Source organism: Bradyrhizobium cenepequi (genome assembly GCF_020329485.1).
In the GTDB taxonomy this organism is placed as follows: domain Bacteria; phylum Pseudomonadota; class Alphaproteobacteria; order Rhizobiales; family Xanthobacteraceae; genus Bradyrhizobium; species Bradyrhizobium cenepequi.
In genome coordinates, this window is the sequence record NZ_JAGKJI010000019.1 from 1 (window position 1) to 15,495 (window position 15,495).

Annotated in this window: 18 protein-coding genes; 14 read left to right on the top strand and 4 right to left on the bottom strand. The window is 64.0% G+C overall.

All coding sequences use genetic code 11. The annotated features are described in order from the left end of the window. Positions 1-367 precede the first annotated feature (367 nt). Positions 368-1,381, bottom strand: coding sequence for a zinc-binding alcohol dehydrogenase family protein (locus J6497_RS20265; RefSeq protein ID WP_225706044.1), 1,014 nt, complete (start codon positions 1,379-1,381; stop codon positions 368-370). 114 nt (positions 1,382-1,495) lie between these two features. Between J6497_RS20265 and J6497_RS20270 the strand changes: the two genes are divergently transcribed. The 11 genes from J6497_RS20270 to J6497_RS20320 all read left to right on the top strand — a co-directional run bounded on the left by J6497_RS20270 (position 1,496) and on the right by J6497_RS20320 (position 11,401). Further along, positions 1,496-1,873, top strand: coding sequence for a winged helix-turn-helix transcriptional regulator (locus tag J6497_RS20270; protein ID WP_225706045.1), 378 nt, complete (start codon positions 1,496-1,498; stop codon positions 1,871-1,873). Positions 1,874-1,944: 71 nt separating this feature from the next. Continuing rightward, entirely contained in the window at positions 1,945-3,336 is a 1,392-nt protein-coding gene (locus tag J6497_RS20275; RefSeq protein ID WP_225706046.1) for a DegQ family serine endoprotease, read from the top strand. After that, a complete protein-coding gene (locus J6497_RS20280) occupies positions 3,333-4,670 on the top strand; it encodes a replication-associated recombination protein A (protein WP_225706047.1) in 1,338 nt (445 codons plus the stop codon). The genes J6497_RS20275 and J6497_RS20280 overlap by 4 nt, the downstream gene beginning before the upstream one ends. Before the next feature lie 181 nt (positions 4,671-4,851). Continuing rightward, on the top strand, positions 4,852-5,136 hold the full coding sequence (locus J6497_RS20285; RefSeq protein WP_225706048.1) for a type II toxin-antitoxin system RelE/ParE family toxin: 285 nt from the start codon (positions 4,852-4,854) through the stop codon (positions 5,134-5,136). 13 nt (positions 5,137-5,149) lie between these two features. Beyond that, complete coding sequence (locus J6497_RS20290; protein ID WP_225706049.1) at positions 5,150-5,467, top strand: HigA family addiction module antitoxin; 318 nt, start codon at positions 5,150-5,152, stop codon at positions 5,465-5,467. Then, positions 5,464-6,675, top strand: coding sequence for an RluA family pseudouridine synthase (locus tag J6497_RS20295; protein ID WP_225706050.1), 1,212 nt, complete (start codon positions 5,464-5,466; stop codon positions 6,673-6,675). The genes J6497_RS20290 and J6497_RS20295 overlap by 4 nt, the downstream gene beginning before the upstream one ends. Before the next feature lie 443 nt (positions 6,676-7,118). Next, a complete protein-coding gene (locus tag J6497_RS20300; RefSeq protein WP_225706051.1) occupies positions 7,119-7,892 on the top strand; it encodes an ATP12 family chaperone protein in 774 nt (257 codons plus the stop codon). A gap of 87 nt (positions 7,893-7,979) precedes the next feature. Further along, positions 7,980-9,509: a flagellar hook-length control protein FliK gene (fliK, locus tag J6497_RS20305; RefSeq protein ID WP_225706052.1), complete on the top strand. Its 1,530-nt coding sequence runs from the start codon at positions 7,980-7,982 to the stop codon at positions 9,507-9,509. Next, positions 9,506-9,772 (top strand): EscU/YscU/HrcU family type III secretion system export apparatus switch protein, encoded by a 267-nt coding sequence (locus tag J6497_RS20310; RefSeq protein WP_225706053.1) that lies wholly within the window; start codon positions 9,506-9,508, stop codon positions 9,770-9,772. Before fliK ends, J6497_RS20310 begins: the two co-directional genes overlap by 4 nt. Positions 9,773-9,796: 24 nt before the next feature. Beyond that, positions 9,797-10,660: a class D beta-lactamase gene (gene blaOXA, locus J6497_RS20315; protein WP_376708243.1), complete on the top strand. Its 864-nt coding sequence runs from the start codon at positions 9,797-9,799 to the stop codon at positions 10,658-10,660. An 87-nt stretch (positions 10,661-10,747) separates the two neighbouring features. Beyond that, positions 10,748-11,401: a carboxymuconolactone decarboxylase family protein gene (locus tag J6497_RS20320; RefSeq protein ID WP_225706055.1), complete on the top strand. Its 654-nt coding sequence runs from the start codon at positions 10,748-10,750 to the stop codon at positions 11,399-11,401. 98 nt (positions 11,402-11,499) lie between these two features. Here the strand turns inward: J6497_RS20320 and J6497_RS20325 are convergent, their stop codons facing one another. Then, positions 11,500-11,910, bottom strand: a complete 411-nt coding sequence (locus J6497_RS20325; protein WP_225706056.1) for a DUF4260 domain-containing protein — start codon at positions 11,908-11,910, stop codon at positions 11,500-11,502. A gap of 147 nt (positions 11,911-12,057) precedes the next feature. On the opposite strand from J6497_RS20325, the gene J6497_RS20330 reads away from it, so the two are divergent. Together J6497_RS20330 and J6497_RS20335 are read left to right on the top strand one after the other, a co-directional pair. Continuing rightward, positions 12,058-13,590: an acyl-CoA carboxylase subunit beta gene (locus J6497_RS20330; RefSeq protein ID WP_225706057.1), complete on the top strand. Its 1,533-nt coding sequence runs from the start codon at positions 12,058-12,060 to the stop codon at positions 13,588-13,590. A gap of 40 nt (positions 13,591-13,630) precedes the next feature. Beyond that, the gene (locus J6497_RS20335) at positions 13,631-13,945 is read left to right on the top strand and encodes a hypothetical protein (protein ID WP_225706058.1); all 315 of its coding nucleotides are present in this window, start codon (positions 13,631-13,633) and stop codon (positions 13,943-13,945) included. Positions 13,946-13,961: 16 nt separating this feature from the next. On the opposite strand, the gene J6497_RS20340 is transcribed toward J6497_RS20335, so the two are convergent. Beyond that, positions 13,962-14,423 carry a VOC family protein gene (locus J6497_RS20340; RefSeq protein WP_225706059.1) on the bottom strand — a complete coding sequence of 154 codons (462 nt, stop codon included), beginning with the start codon at positions 14,421-14,423 and terminating at the stop codon, positions 13,962-13,964. A gap of 232 nt (positions 14,424-14,655) precedes the next feature. Here J6497_RS20340 and J6497_RS20345 point away from each other — a divergent pair, with 232 nt between their 5' ends. Further along, positions 14,656-14,910, top strand: coding sequence for a twin-arginine translocation (Tat) (locus J6497_RS20345; protein ID WP_376708247.1), 255 nt, complete (start codon positions 14,656-14,658; stop codon positions 14,908-14,910). A 231-nt stretch (positions 14,911-15,141) separates the two neighbouring features. On the opposite strand, the gene J6497_RS20350 is transcribed toward J6497_RS20345, so the two are convergent. Beyond that, entirely contained in the window at positions 15,142-15,369 is a 228-nt protein-coding gene (locus J6497_RS20350; RefSeq protein ID WP_225706061.1) for a GCG_CRPN prefix-to-repeats domain-containing protein, read from the bottom strand. Between the last annotated feature and the right edge of the window lie 126 nt (positions 15,370-15,495).

A 15,495-nucleotide genomic window follows, 5' to 3' on the forward strand; every position in this document is an offset into this window, starting at 1 on the left:
ATGATGACCGTGCCACCCATGGGCCGAACAAACAGCCGTTTTGTAGATGGGTCTCATCCTCAGGGCTTCCTCGCCGCAAGCATGCGGAATGTGGGTCCGGACCACACCAGTCCGACCGGATATGAGGTGATGCAGTGAGCTGCAGAAATCTTCGGAAGCCAATCCTCGCCCGGAACACGGTCGGCGCGCTGCGCTACGCATGGCTCCGCGCGCCGCCCTCGCACCGTGCCAACCTCACTCAAGCCAATCGAAAGGCCTTGACTCACAAATCCCCATATGAGGGTGGGCAAAGCGAAGCATGCCCACCGTCTAATGCTGTGCTTGTGGTGGTGGGCACGCTGCGCTGCCAACCCTACGGATCCGAGCTTTACCACCCCTCCAGCACGATCTTGCCGCGCGACTTGCCGCTTTCGAGCAGCGCATGGGCGCGCTTCAGGTTGGCCGCGTTGATGGTGCCGAACGTCTCGGCAAGCGTGGTGCGTAGCACGCCCTTGTCGATGAGGTCGGCGATGTCGTTCAGCAGATGATGCTGCGCGATCATGTCCGGCGTCTGGAACGAGGAGCGCGTGAACATCGATTCCCAGTGCACCGACACCGCCTTGCCCTTGAACGCGCTGACGTTGAATTCCGGCGGATCGTCGATCAGGCCGAACTTGCCCTGCGGCGCCATGAAGTCAGCGATCGCCTTGTAGTGCTGATCGGTATAGGTGAGGCTGGCGACGAGGCCGACCGGCGGCAGCTTCAATTTCTCAATCTGCTCCTTCATCGGCTTGCCGTGATCGACCACGGCATGGGCGCCGAGATCGAGGCACCATTTCTGCGACTCGGGCCGTGTCGCGGTCGCGACCACCGTCAGGCCGGTCAGCCGCCGCGCGAGTTGGATCAGGATCGAGCCGACGCCGCCGGCGCCGCCGACGATCAGAAGCGCGCGTGGATCAAGGCTCTTGCCGGGCACGGCGCCAAGCCGGTCGAACAGCAATTCCCAGGCCGTGATCGACGTCAGGGGCAGGGCGGCGGCCTGCGCGAACGACAGCGTCTTAGGCTTCGCGCCGACGATCCGCTCATCGACCAGGTGAAATTCCGAATTGGTGCCTTGGCGCAGGATCGAGCCCGCATAAAAGACTTCGTCGCCGGACTTAAACAGGCTGACGTCAGGCCCGACAGCGTCGACCACGCCGGCCGCATCGAAGCCCAGGATCTTCACCTCGCCCTCGGGCGGGGCGGCGCGCTTGCGCACCTTGTAATCGACGGGGTTGGCCGAGATTGCCTTGACGGCGACCCTGATGTCGCGCCCCTTGGGCTCCGGTTTGGCGGCCTCGAAATCGAACAGCGAGTCCACGTCCTCGATCGGCAGGGATTTCTTGTATCCGACGGCCTTCATTTGCCTTCTCCCTTGTCTGGCATTGCGATCTAACTGTCGCGCTAGCGCCCGGTTTGCAAGTACGGTAAATTCAGGGAACTAGTCCCTGTTTGGATACTATTGGGAAAAGCCCTTATGAAACGGCGGAATTTTGCCCATCGGCCGGGCTGCGCGGTCGAGGCGACGCTCGACCTGATCGATGGCAAATGGAAGGGTGTCATCCTGTTCCATCTGTTGTCCGGCACCCAGCGCTTCGGCGAGTTGCGGCGACGGATGCCCGGCATCACCCAGCGCATGCTGACCAAGCAGCTCCGCGCGCTCGAGGAGGACAAGCTCATCATCCGCAAGGTCTATGCCGAGGTGCCGCCGCGGGTCGAGTACACCGTGTCTGAGGTCGGCGAGAGCCTGCGGCCGGTGATCGAGATCCTGAAGCAATGGGGCGAGACTCACCGGTCGCGACTGTCCTGCGCGCCAGCGCCGGATGCCATCGAAGCGGCGCAGACCGCCGCCTGAATCACAACAGAGTCGCTTCTTTCACGATCGGCTCACGCCTATATCACATGACGAATTCTCGGGATTTCTACATGCAGTTGATCCGCCTGGCCGCCCTGTTGTTCATTTCAGCCGTTGTCGCGACACCGGCGCTGGCGCAGGATCGCCGCGTGCCGTCCTCGCAGGCCGAGCTGAAACTGTCTTACGCGCCGATCGTGCAGCGCGTGCAGCCCGCGGTCGTCAACGTCTACGCTGCCAAGACCGTCCAGACCCGCAACCCGTTCCTGGATGACCCGATCTTCCGCCGCTTCTTCGGCGTGCCCGGCCAGCCCGAGCAGATGCAGCGCTCGCTCGGCTCCGGCGTGATGGTCGATCCCTCCGGCCTCGTCGTCACAAACAACCATGTCATCGAGGGCGCGGACCAGGTGAAGATATCGCTCGCCGACAAGCGTGAGTTCGAGGCCGAGATCGTGCTCAAGGACAGCCGCACCGACCTCGCGGTGCTGCGCGTGAAGGACGCGAAAGAGAAATTCCCGACGCTTGACTTCGCCAATTCCGACGAACTCCTGGTCGGCGATGTCGTGATCGCGATCGGTAATCCCTTCGGTGTCGGCCAGACCGTGACGCATGGCATCATCTCGGCGCTCGCACGCACGCAAGTCGGCATCACCGACTACCAGTTCTTCATCCAGACCGATGCGGCGATCAATCCCGGCAATTCCGGCGGCGCGCTGGTCGACATGACCGGGCGGCTCGCCGGCATCAACACCGCGATCTTCTCGCGCTCCGGCGGCTCGCAGGGCATCGGTTTCGCGATCCCCGCCAACATGGTGCGCGTGGTGGTGGCGTCCGCCAAGAGCGGCGGCAAGGCGGTGAAGCGGCCATGGCTTGGCGCGCGGCTGCAGGCGGTGACGCCTGACATCGCCGAGACGCTAGGGCTGAAGCTGCCGAACGGTGCACTGGTTGCGAACGTCGCGCCGAACAGCCCGGCGGCGCATGCGGGGCTGAAATTGTCGGACCTGATCGTTGCGATCGATGGCCAGACCATCGATGATCCCAACGCCTTCGACTACCGTTTTGCAACCCGGCCGCTCGGCGGCACCGCCCAGATCGACGTGCAACGCGGCGGCAAGACCATCAAGCTCACAGTGCCGCTGGAGACCGCGCCCGATACGGGACGTGACGAGATCGTGCTGACAGCACGCTCTCCGTTCCAGGGCGCTAAGGTCGCGAACATCTCGCCGGCGCTCGCGGATGAGTTGCATCTCGATGCCAGCGTCGAAGGCGTCGTGGTCACCGATCTCGCCAATGACGGCACGGCCGCCAATGTCGGCTTCCAGAAGGGCGACATCATCCTCGCGGTCAACAATCAGAAGATCGCGCGCACCAGCGACCTCGAGAAGGCCTCGAAAGCGGCGTCGCGCATCTGGCGCATCACGCTGGTGCGCGGCGGCCAGCAGATCAACGTGACACTCGGCGGATGAGCGCGAAGCGCCAGCAGGAACCCACCACCAATCTCTTTGCCGCGGCAGGGATGGAGCAGGATGCGCCGCATCCGCTGCCCGACCGGCTGCGTCCGCGCAAACTTTCCGACGTCGTGGGTCAGGACCACATCCTCGGGCCCGACGGCGCGCTGACGCGCATGCTGGAGACGCGCACGCTGGGTTCGCTGATCTTCTGGGGGCCGCCCGGCACCGGCAAGACCACGGTGGCACGGTTACTGGCCGACGCAACCGAGCTGCATTTCGAGCAGATTTCCGCGGTGTTTTCTGGCGTTGCCGATTTGAAGAAGGCATTCGACGCAGCCCGTGCGCGGCGCGAGACCGGCAAGGGCACGCTATTGTTCGTCGACGAGGTCCATCGCTTCAACCGTGCGCAGCAGGATTCCTTCCTGCCCGTGATGGAAGACGGCACGGTGGTGCTGGTCGGCGCGACGACCGAGAATCCGTCCTTCGAGCTCAACGCCGCGCTGCTGTCGCGGGCGCGCGTGCTGGTGTTCCATTCGCTCGACGCCGAAGCGATCGAAAAGCTCTACGCGCATGCCGAAGAAGTCGAGGGCAGGAAATTGCCGCTCGATGCGGAAGCGCGGGCCGTGCTGGTGCGGATGGCCGATGGCGACGGCCGCGCCGCGCTGACGCTCGCCGAAGAGGTCTGGCGCTCTGCGCGCAAGGATGAGGTTTTCACCCCCACCCAGTTGCAAGACATCCTGCAGCGCCGTGCGCCGATCTACGACAAATCAGCCGACGGCCATTACAACCTTATCTCGGCGCTGCATAAATCTGTGCGCGGCTCCGATCCGGACGCGGCGCTGTATTATTTCGCGCGCATGCTCGATGCCGGCGAGGATCCACTGTTCCTGGCGCGGCGCGTGGTGCGCATGGCGGTGGAGGACATCGGCCTTGCCGATCCGCAGGCGCTGGTGATCGCCAATGCCGCCAAGGACGCCTATGATTTTCTCGGCTCTCCCGAAGGCGAGCTCGCGATTGCGCAAGCCGTGGTCTATGTCGCCACCGCACCGAAATCGAACGCCGTCTACACCGCGTTCGGCGCCGCCAAGCAGGTGGCAAAGGAGGGAGGCTCGCTGCTGCCGCCCAAGCACATCCTGAATTCGCCGACCAAATTGATGAAGTCGGAGGGCTACGGCGCCGGCTACCAATACGACCATGATGCGCCCGACGCCTTCTCGGGGCAGGACTACTTCCCGGAAACCTTGGGCCGGCAGACTTTTTACGATCCGCCCGACCGCGGCTTCGAGCGCGAAATCCGCAAGCGGCTGGAGTATTGGGCGAGGCTCAGGAAAGAGCGGGACGGGACGTAGACCGCCCCGGCTCTGAATCCTCAGTTCATCTTGGCGGGCGCGCCGGTACGCTGTCAACGCGCTGGCGTGGCCTCTGGCCTCCGCCAAATGGGAACGAGCGCCTGAAGATGGCATCAATTTCGGTCAGAAGGGCGAATATTTACTGTTTACGTAAAGCGTAAACCCATCTATCCTATAGACTATGATCGTAAGCTACCGGGATAAGCGAACGGAACGGTTTGCTTCCGGTCAGCGCGTCAAGGAGTTCTCAGGCTTTGCGAGACAGGCCGAGATGCGCCTTGACCGGCTCGATGCCGCGACCAGCCTTGCTGATTTGGCGGCACTGCCGGGCAATCGCCTGGAAGCGCTCAAGGGTGACCGCGACGGACAGTTTTCGATCCGAATAAACGATCAATGGCGAGTTTGTGTCGCTTGGCCTGACGGGGCACCCGGTCCCGTCGATGTAGAGATCGTCGATTATCACTGAGGGAAAAACCATCGTGCCTCGTACTCCTATCCATCCCGGTGAACACCTTGCGGAGGAACTGCACGGGCTCGGCATCAGTGCTGCGGAGTTGGCGCGCCAGATCGATGTGCCGGTGAACCGGATTACGGGCATTATTCATGGCCAGCGTGGAGTCACGGCCGATACAGCGCTGCGTCTCGGCCACTGGTTTGGGACCAGCCCGGAGTTCTGGATGAATCTGCAGCAAACCTACGAGTTGCGTGTCGCCGAGAACGAGATTGGTGCCCAGATCGAAGCACTGCCGCGCCGCGCCAGGCGGCCGACGTCTCGAAAGCTCGGAAAGATCGCATGAGCCGCCGCATCAAAAGGACAGTATCGAAATCCGCTGCCCACGCCGAGCGCCCGAAGACCGCACGTCATGGTCGCAGCCGGCAGGACAAGGATCGCGTGCAGAGCGAGCGACCGTCTGCGCATCGTCCGCACGGCAAGCCGCCGCGCTTTGCCGAGCCGCGGAGGGAGAAGCCCGCGCCGCCGGCGCCCGCCAAAGCTGCCGCGGAATCGCCGCTGCCGACCAAGGTCCAGACGGTCACCGTGACGGCGGACGAGGACAACATGCGCGTCGACCGCTTCCTCGAGGCGCGGTTTCCGGGGCTGTCGTTCTCCCACATCCAGCGCATCGTCCGCAAAGGCGAACTGCGGGTCAACGGCAAGCGGGCGGACAGCAAGGATCGGCTGCAGGAAGGGCAGAGCGTGCGGATTCCGCCGTTGCGGCTGGACACGCCGAAAGCCCCCGGCGCGCTATCGGAAGCGCAAAGCAATACGCTTGCCGCGCTGAAGGAGATGACGTTGTTCGAGGACGCCGACGTGCTGGTGCTGAACAAGCCCGCCGGGCTTGCCGTGCAGGGCGGCTCCGGCACCACGCGTCATATCGATCAGATGCTGGAGGTGATGCGCGACGCCAAGGGGCAGAAGCCGCGCCTGGTGCATCGGATCGACAAGGAAACCTCGGGCTGCCTCCTGGTCGCGAAGACGCGCTTTGCCGCAACCCATCTCACCGGCGCGTTCCGTTCGCGCTCGGCGCGCAAGATCTATTGGGCGCTGGTGGCGGGCGTGCCGAAGCCAAAGCAGGGTCGTATCTCGACCTATCTTGCGAAAGAGGAGGGCGAGGACGACACGATCATGCGGATCGCCGCCCATGGCGACGAGGGCGCAAGCCACGCCGTGACCTATTACGCGGTGGTTGAAACCGCGGCGCAGAAGCTGGCGTGGGTATCGCTGAAGCCGGTCACGGGGCGCACCCACCAGTTGCGCGCGCACATGGCGCATATCGGTCATGCCATCGTGGGCGATCCGAAATATTTCAACCGCGAGAATTGGGAACTTCCGGGCGGGTTGCAAAACAGGCTGCATCTGCTCGCACGGCGCATTGTGATTCCGCATCCGCGCGGCGGGGTGATCGACGTCAGCGCGCCACTGCCGCCGCACATGCAACAATCCTGGAACCTGCTGGGGCTCGACACCAGCAGGTTCGACCCGATCGAGAACGCCCCTGAAGAATAGTTTATTTGCGGATTCGCCGGGGCGTTCCGACATATCCTCTATGAGATATTCAGCGCTTCTAGTCACTCTCGCCTTGCTGATCGCAGCGCCCGCCGCGTCGGCACAGTTTATTGCGCCTGGCACTAACCCGAACCTTTTGCCGCCCCCTCCTGCGCCGCCGCCACCACCGAAGATCGTGGCGCCGACGACGCCAATGATGCGCGGAGAACCGGAAGCTCAGTTGCCGTCACTGCCAAGTCCTCGCGCATCGAGCCGGCGATCGTTCAGTGACCGTATCCGTGGCTGCCTCGATGAGGGCGCCGCTGCCGGCCTCGATCCCGCCGATCGCGCCGCCTACTCACGCAGTTGCGCCGCACGTGACTGACGCCTGAACACCGGCTTTATTTGCGACGATGCCTGACTTATCCTGTGGGCAACGAAGCCTAACGGAAGCTTGCGAACATATGCGCGAATTGTTCGATGAAGTGACGGGACAGTCCCCGCTGGATCCGCAGGAGGCGGCGCGTCGCAACGTGCGCGCGGCGCAGCGCAAGCGGTTCTACAAGAGCGCCGATATCGCCGCAGAGGACGGTGGCTTTGCCGTGACACTCGATGGCCGGCCGATCCGTACGCCATCGGGAAAGAAGGTGACGGTGCCCGCGCGCGCGATCGCCGACGCCGTCGTTGCCGAGTGGAGCGCGCAAGGAGAGACGATCGATCCCTTGACCATGCCGCTGACGCGCTTCGCCAACAGCGTGATCGAAGGCGTGGTCGATCGCCTGGACGTGGTCGCTGACGACGTCGCAAAGTATCTCGGCTCGGATCTGTTGTTCTATCGCGCCGGTCATCCGGCGGCGCTGGTCACCCGCGAGGCCGAGCATTGGGATCCGATCCTGTTCTGGGCCGCGGATACGCTCGGCGCACATTTCATCCTCGCGGAGGGCATCGTGCACGTCGCCCAGCCGGAAAGCGCGATCAGAGCCGCGCGTGAGGCGTTCCCGAGTGATCCATGGCCGGTGGCGGCGCTGCATGTGGTGACGACGCTCACCGGCTCGGCATTGCTTGCGCTGGCCTTGACCCACCGTTTTCGGGACGCGGCCCAGATCTGGACCGCCGCGCATGTCGACGAGGACTGGAACATCGAGCAGTGGGGCGTGGACGAGGAGGTTGCAGCACGCCGCGCCGCACGGCTGGTCGATTTCAATGCCGCCGCCAGTATCCTGAAGACGCTGAATTGAGTCGTTTGCCGCAACCGCCACCCGTAAGTTAACGGGAGGTTTACGGCGCGGAGGTAGCTTCCAATCTTCGAGCCGAGAACCTCCGACATGGCGCTGACCATCAATCCCGTGCTGCCAGTGCTTTCCACCAAGGAGGTGGGCAGCGTTGCCCCCGATCTCGTGCTGCAGCCGGGCAGCGTGATCAATGCGCAGGTGCTGAAGGTGCTCTCCGCCGACCTGGTGCGGATCGCGATCTCGAGCCTGTCGATCGATGTGCTTTCGGAAGTTCCCCTCGAGGAAGGCCAGGCGCTGCAGCTCGCGGTGTCCCAGACAAAGGACGGGATTCGTCTGGCAATGGTCGGGCAGGGCGATGCCACTGCCGACGCGGTGACGCTGTCGGCCGACGCGCTGCTCGATGCCGCTGCCAATCCCTCGACGACGTCCCAGCCCAGAAACGTGCTCACGCCGGTGGAGCGCGCAGCCGTCGCCAATGCCGCACAGAATGCAGCGACGGTGCAGCAGAGCCTGGCGCCGCTGTTTGCCAATCTCGGCGCACTGGCCGCCGCGGGCAACCTTCCGCCAAGGCTGCAGCAGGCGATTGCGCAGGTGCTGGCCCAGCAGACCCGCCTCGACCAGAACCTTGACGGCGGTGATATCAAGAAGGCGTTCGAGCGTTCCGGCCTGTTGTTCGAGGCGTCGCTCGCCGCCGGCACCGGATCCTCGACTGCAGGCGCTCGCGATCTAAAGGCCGCGCTGATCGTGCTGCGGCAGACCCTGCAGTCGGCGCTCGGCACGGCGCCTGCGGCGCCGCCAGCCTCCACCGCTGCAGGACAAGTCGCGGCACATCCCGTGCTGGAGCCAAGCCTCGCGCCCTCCGATCTCGACGTCGAGGAAATCCTGCTGCCGCAGGCGCGCGTTCCGGTTGCCGACGATCTCGTGATGTCGAGCGGCATCAGTCGGGGTACGTCAAATGCCTCCGCCGGTGCGGCGCTCAATCTGCTGCAGGAATTCGGCAGCGCCGCGCGTCCCAGCGACATCGCCGCCGACGTCACCGTCCACACCAACACGCCGCCACCGCCGTTCCGTGGTTCGCTTCCCACTGCCCAGCCTGTCGCATCGCCATCGATCGCACCGGACATGCCGCTCGCCGCCGCCGCACATCATCTGCTTGGCGACACCGACGCGGCGCTGGCGCGGCAGACGCTGTTGCAGGTGGCGTCCCTGCCGGACCGCATCGATCCCGCTAACCCGCAGATCGACACCTCATCGCCGCGCTGGCATTTCGAAATCCCGTTCGCGACCCCACAGGGCGCGGCGATGGCGCAATTCGAGATTTCCCGCGACGGTGGCGGCGTGGAGGCCGAGGCCGCCAAGCGCGTGTGGCGGGCGCGTTTCTCGATCGATGTCGAACCCGCGGGCCCGGTCCATGCGCTGATCTCACTCATCGGCGACAGAACGTCGGTGCGGATGTGGGCGGAGCGGCCGGCGACCGCCGCGCAGCTTCGCGCCGGCGCCCCGCAGTTGAGTCAGGCGCTGAGCCGGGCCGAACTCCTGCCCGGCGACATCGTGATCCAGGACGGCGCGCCGCCGCAGGCAACGCCGGCTCGCGCCGGCCATTTTCTGGACCGCGCGCTATGAGCGTCGATACCAAGAGCCAGCTCGCGGTCGCCCTGCATTACGACCACGGCGGCGCGCCGACGGTCGTCGCCAAGGGCAGGGGCGCGATCGGCGCCAGGATCATCGAGTTGGCAAAAGCCCACGAGATCCCGATCGAGGAGAACGAGGTCCTGGCGGGCGCGCTTTCCAATGTCGAGCTCGGCGACGAGATTCCCGTCGAGCTCTACAAGGCGGTGGCGGAAGTGCTGGTGTTCGTGCTTCGGCTGTCGGGCCGCGCTCGGTAAGGTTCTTGCCATCGTTTCATCACGATGGCATCCATCATTGTCTGCTCCTCAACCCATCCAGGTTCTGCCGTGATCAATCGCCGCCAAGCGCTCGGTCTCCTCACCGCCGCGTCCGTTTTGCCAACGCGCAGCTTCGCCAACGTGTCCTACCAGCGTAACGAGTTTCGCGACGATCTGGCGCGGCGGTTCTTCGCGCTCGGCACCGAGGGCACCTTCGTCGCCTACAAGGTCGATGACTACCTGATCATCGCCAGCGACAAGCGGAGGTCGAGTGAGGGCAAACTGCCGGCCTCGACCTTCAAGATCCCGAATTCGATCATCGCGCTGGACACCGGCGTGGTCGAGGATCCCGACAAGGACGTGTTCAAGTGGGACGGCGTGACGCGCAGCATCGAGGCCTGGAACAAGGACCATACGCTGCGATCGGCGATCGCCGTTTCCGCCGTGCCGGTCTATCAGGAGATCGCGCGGCGCATCGGCGAAGGGCAGATGAAGAAATACGTCGACCTGCTCGAATACGGCAACGGCGACATCGGCGGCGGCATCGACCAGTTCTGGCTGACCGGAAACCTGCGCATCGATCCGGTCCAGCAGATCGATTTCGTGGACCGGCTGCGGCGCGGCACGTTGCCGGTCTCCAAGCGCGCCCAGGAGCTGACGCGCGATATCCTGCCGGTGACGAAGGTGGGAGACGCCACCATCCGCGCAAAGAGCGGCCTCCTCGGCGCGGAGATCGGAAAACCCTCGCTCGGCTGGCTGGTCGGCTGGGTCGAGAAGGGGTCCTCCGTCACCGTGTTCGCAATGAACATGGACTGCAAGAACGACAGCCATATCGCCGCCCGCATGACCGTGACGCAGCAATGCCTAGCCGACATCGTGGCATATTGATGGGCTGATGCTCGCCCGCGCCAACTGGTGCGCGGATCAGTGCCAGACTAACATCTCCGTACAACGAAAAATCATACGGAGGAAACCATGCATTCTGCTTCAGTCTGGCTCTCGTCGCTCACGCTGGCTGCCGCTAGCGGCTGGTTCGCGGCCACTATGTTTGCCGCGCCGGCGACCAGCAAGGAGCCGCGCTTCCCGCAGCTCACGATGGACCAGCTCGACGAAAAGCAGCGACCGCTCGGCGAGCAGATCATGAAGGTCTCGAGCGTCGGCATCGGCGGGCCCTACAACCCGATGATCCGCAGCCCCGTGCTCGGCCAGCGGCTGTTCGATCTGTTCTATTATTTGCGCTGGCAGACTTCTGTCCCGACCAAACTCAATGAGTTTGCAATCCTGATCATTGGTCGGCAATGGCGCTCGCAGGTCGAATGGTTCGCGCATGCACCGCTCGCGGCCAAGGCCGGCCTGTCGGGCGATATCATTGCCGAGCTGAAAGCCAACAAGCGACCCTCGAACATGGCCGAGGACGAGGCAGCGGTCTATGATTTCGTCACTGAGCTCACCACCACGAAGAAGGTATCCAACGAAACCTATGGGCGGGCGAAGAAGGTGTTCAACGATCAGCAGATCGTGGATTTGACTGCGGTCGCCGGCAACTATGTCATGGTCGCGATGATGCTTGCCATGGCGGAAGAGACCGTGCCGCCTGGCAAGGAGGAGCCGTTCAAGGCAGGGGAGTGACGGAGCAACCCCCTTTTTGCCCGGCGCCCGGCCGCATCCAGCCGTTGCCGGCATCAGCGGACGAAGCGATGGCCGGGATTGTCCCGGCCACCCGATGATCAAGTCTGAGGCGGCTTCGCCTTTCCGATCCGTCCCATGTGGGTGAAGCCGAATCCTGCCTGATATTTCAGTCCATAGCCGAGTGCGCGGTCGATGCCGATATGGGCGAGCCAGATCATCGCGATGGAGAGCACCAGCGGCTCGGCGGTCGCAAAGCCGGCGGTCATCAGGCTCACTGGGGCCATGTAGCTGTGGGCCGCATTGTAGATGATCGCGCCTTCGTTGGGACCCACGACATAGCCGGCAAAGCTCAAATCGGGCGCCAGGAACAGGACCGCGTAGACCCACCACGAGCCGCCCCAGACCGCGTATAGCAGCGTCATGCCCACGAACAGCGTCAGGCCCTCCAGCCTGAGCAATAGGCGCACGCCGCCCGTGACCGAGCCGGCCTCGGCTGTCGTCTTATCCATGGTCTTCTCCCCCAAATCTGCGCTGATCAGAGTACCGCCCGTGCCCGGGATTCGGGGCAAGAAGGTGGTTTCCGGTTCAGAAAATGCCGTGTTAGAACCCCGCGCGGGTTCCAGCAGCCAATCACTAGCTAATGCGGGCGGAAGCAAATGAAAGATATCCTCGACACCCTCGAAGAGCGGCGCGCCGGCGCCAAGTTGGGCGGCGGCGTCAAGCGCATCGAGGCGCAGCATGCCCGCGGCAAGCTGACGGCGCGCGAGCGCATCGAGTTGCTCCTGGACAAGGGCTCGTTCGAGGAATTCGACATGTTCGTCGAGCACCGCTCGACTGAATTCGGCATGGAGAAGACCAAGGTTCCCGGCGACGGCGTCGTCACCGGATGGGGCACCGTCAACGGCCGCAAGACCTTCGTCTTCGCCAAGGACTTCACGGTATTCGGCGGCTCGCTGTCGGAGACGCATGCGCTGAAGATCACCAAACTGCAGGACATGGCGATGAAGGCGAGGGCGCCGATCATCGGCCTCTATGACGCCGGCGGCGCGCGCATCCAGGAGGGCGTCGCGGCGCTGGCCGGCTATTCCTACGTGTTCCGCCGCAATGTCGTTGCGTCAGGCGTGATCCCCCAGATCTCGGTCATCATGGGCCCCTGTGCAGGCGGCGACGTCTATTCGCCTGCCATGACCGACTTTATCTTCATGGTGAAGAACACGAGCTACATGTTCGTGACCGGCCCAGATGTGGTGAAGACCGTGACCAACGAGGTGGTCACCGCCGAGGAGCTCGGCGGCGCCTCGGTGCACGCGACGCGCTCCTCGATCGCGGACGGCGCCTTCGAGAACGACGTCGACGCGCTGTTGCAGATGCGCCGCCTGATCGACTTCCTCCCTGCCAACAACACCGACGGCGTGCCGGAATGGCCGAGCTTCGACGATATCGGCCGGGTCGACATGTCCCTGGACACGCTGATCCCCGACAATCCAAACAAGCCCTACGACATGAAGGAATTGATCCTGAAGGTCGTGGACGAGGGCGACTTCTTCGAGATCTCCGAGACCTTCGCCAAGAACATCGTCACCGGCTTCGGCCGCATCGCCGGCCGCACGGTGGGCTTTGTCGCCAACCAGCCGATGGTGCTCGCCGGCGTGCTCGACAGCGACGCCTCACGCAAGGCCGCGCGCTTTGTTCGTTTTTGTGACGCCTTCAACATCCCGATCGTCACTTTCGTCGATGTACCCGGCTTCCTGCCCGGCACCGCGCAGGAATATGGCGGCCTGATCAAGCACGGCGCGAAGCTGTTGTTCGCCTATTCGCAATGCACCGTGCCGCTCGTCACCATCATCACCCGCAAGGCCTATGGCGGCGCCTTCGACGTCATGGCCTCAAAGGAGATCGGCGCCGACATGAACTATGCCTGGCCGACCGCACAGATCGCGGTGATGGGCGCCAAGGGCGCGGTCGAGATCATCTTCCGCTCCGACATCGGCGACCCCGACAAGATCGCCGCCCGCACCAAGGAATACGAAGACCGCTTTCTCTCGCCCTTCATCGCGGCCGAGCGCGGCTATATCGACGACGTCATCATGCCGCATTCAACCAGGCGGCGGATCGCGCGGGCGCTTGCGATGCTCAAGGACAAGAAGGTCGAGATCCCCGCAAAGAAGCACGACAATTTGCCGTTGTGAGATGCCAATCCGCTCTACAAGAATGTACGGAGGAAGCAACATGCCCACTGCCCACTTCATCGTCCGTGCCACCGTCACCGATCCCGCGAAACGCGCTGCCTTCGACGCCTGGTATTCGCGCGAGCATTTGCCGGACGCACTGAAATCGTTCCGCGCGCAGAAGGCGTGGCGGCATTGGAGCGCGACCGATCCGTCGCAGCATCTGGCAACCTATCAGTTCGCCGACCAGGCCTCGCTCGAGCGCGCGGTCAATGGCGAGGAGATGAAGCGGCTGATTGCCGACTTCAACCGCGATTGGCCGGATGTCACGCGCACGCGCGAGGTGCTGGTGCTGGCGGAGGAGGTTGCAGCGTGACGTCCGCACGTCGCGCTTACGCCGCCTTGCCCTGGTTCTTGAACATCTCCTCCGCGCGCCTCTTCAGCTCGTCAGGCGCGACGTCCTCGATGTGGGTGCCGAAGAACCAGCTATTGCCGGCGACATCCTTCACGCCGCCGGTGCGGTCGCCGTAGAACTGGTCCGCCGGCTCCATGATTGAGGTCGCGCCGGCCTCTATGGCGCATCGATAGGCGGTGTCGACGTCGGGCACGTAGAGATAGAGCATGGCGGGCATGGCCTTGGCGTGCTCGTGGGCATCGGCGATCATCACCATGGAATCGCCGATCTTGAGTGCCGCGTGCATGATCTTGCCGTCCGGCCGCAAGGTCGGCGCGTGATGCTTCCGGGCGCCCAGCGCCTCCTCAAGGAAGCTGATGATCTTCGCGGCGCCGTCGACGACAAGATAAGGCGTCACGGTATGAAACCCGTCCGGGGTCGGTCGTGCCTTTGCGGCCATGGCGTTCTCTCTGCGGAGTTGGACGTAACCCCGATAACGCAGAGCCTCCATTTTGGTCGCATCGTCTCGGCAAAAAAGAGCAGGGCGGTCGAGAACTGCCGCGGCGCGTTTTGTCGCGCCCAGTTCAAGCACAGTTCAGCAGACATTCATCTCACGGCGGCAACATTGTTCCTGCATCACGTGCCCTAACAAGAAAAAGGACGATGTCATGGAACGCCGCGACTTTTTGAAGATGGCTTTGGGCGTTGCCGCTGGCGCGGCGACCTTTGCTGCAACCGCGCAGGCCGCGCCGATGATGCCCTTGAGCGAGGACGCGCGGCGGCCTTCCGGCCCCGACGCCGATCCCGCGGTCACCACCGGCGATGAAGTTGATCACCTCAAGCCCGAACAGGTGCAGTGGCGTCGCCGTCACTGGCATCGTCGCCACTGGCGCCCTCGCCGGGGTTGGCGCCGTCCCTGGCACCGTCGGCGCTGGCGTCGCTGGTGAGGCCGGTCTAGCAGGTCGCCATGAAGCTTGCGTAATCGGGAAATCCGAGCTCCAAGCCTATCAATCAGATGGCCCTTGCTTTCCCAATCGCTGCCACCGATCGGTCAAAAAAATGGGCAGTGACCGCGCGCCGCGGTCCCTGCCCATGATGGTTTGACCAGTGTGGTTTAGCCCGCTCTGCTCGGCCAATCTGGTTGGCCGAGCTTTGTTCGATTGCGCTCTAGCGAAAGTTTAGAAAGGCCGGCAGCGGCCGGCTCGCCAGGCGAAGCCGCGGGGGCAAACGCGAGGCGCGACCACGACCCTCGGCGCAGGCCGCACTACGACGACACGGCCATTCGGGCGGCAACCGCCATACGGGCCGCGATGGAAGCCTGGGCCGCAACCGCCCGCCGCGTTTGCGGAGCTGAAGCTCGCAACCATCCCACCAGCCACGACGGCTGCCGCCAGAAGATACTTCATTCTCGTTCTCCCTTTGAGTTCTCGCCGCACTGCAACACCGGAATAGTTCGAATGCGACAGTGATTCGCCGCGCCAGAGTGTCGCAGACGCCGCATCACTTGTCCTGGAGCATAATTTGCAGGGCTG

Coding starts and splice junctions, on each gene's coding strand:
- J6497_RS20265 (WP_225706044.1), bottom strand. CDS start 1,381: ATGAAGGCCGTCGGATACAAGAAATCCCTGCCGATCGAGGACGTGGAC.
- J6497_RS20345 (WP_376708247.1), top strand. CDS start 14,656: ATGGCTTTGGGCGTTGCCGCTGGCGCGGCGACCTTTGCTGCAACCGCG.
- J6497_RS20330 (WP_225706057.1), top strand. CDS start 12,058: ATGAAAGATATCCTCGACACCCTCGAAGAGCGGCGCGCCGGCGCCAAG.
- J6497_RS20270 (WP_225706045.1), top strand. CDS start 1,496: ATGAAACGGCGGAATTTTGCCCATCGGCCGGGCTGCGCGGTCGAGGCG.
- J6497_RS20300 (WP_225706051.1), top strand. CDS start 7,119: ATGCGCGAATTGTTCGATGAAGTGACGGGACAGTCCCCGCTGGATCCG.
- J6497_RS20295 (WP_225706050.1), top strand. CDS start 5,464: ATGAGCCGCCGCATCAAAAGGACAGTATCGAAATCCGCTGCCCACGCC.
- blaOXA (WP_376708243.1), top strand. CDS start 9,797: ATGGCATCCATCATTGTCTGCTCCTCAACCCATCCAGGTTCTGCCGTG.
- fliK (WP_225706052.1), top strand. CDS start 7,980: ATGGCGCTGACCATCAATCCCGTGCTGCCAGTGCTTTCCACCAAGGAG.
- J6497_RS20275 (WP_225706046.1), top strand. CDS start 1,945: ATGCAGTTGATCCGCCTGGCCGCCCTGTTGTTCATTTCAGCCGTTGTC.
- J6497_RS20340 (WP_225706059.1), bottom strand. CDS start 14,423: ATGGCCGCAAAGGCACGACCGACCCCGGACGGGTTTCATACCGTGACG.
- J6497_RS20280 (WP_225706047.1), top strand. CDS start 3,333: ATGAGCGCGAAGCGCCAGCAGGAACCCACCACCAATCTCTTTGCCGCG.
- J6497_RS20325 (WP_225706056.1), bottom strand. CDS start 11,910: ATGGATAAGACGACAGCCGAGGCCGGCTCGGTCACGGGCGGCGTGCGC.
- J6497_RS20310 (WP_225706053.1), top strand. CDS start 9,506: ATGAGCGTCGATACCAAGAGCCAGCTCGCGGTCGCCCTGCATTACGAC.
- J6497_RS20350 (WP_225706061.1), bottom strand. CDS start 15,369: ATGAAGTATCTTCTGGCGGCAGCCGTCGTGGCTGGTGGGATGGTTGCG.
- J6497_RS20320 (WP_225706055.1), top strand. CDS start 10,748: ATGCATTCTGCTTCAGTCTGGCTCTCGTCGCTCACGCTGGCTGCCGCT.
- J6497_RS20335 (WP_225706058.1), top strand. CDS start 13,631: ATGCCCACTGCCCACTTCATCGTCCGTGCCACCGTCACCGATCCCGCG.
- J6497_RS20285 (WP_225706048.1), top strand. CDS start 4,852: ATGATCGTAAGCTACCGGGATAAGCGAACGGAACGGTTTGCTTCCGGT.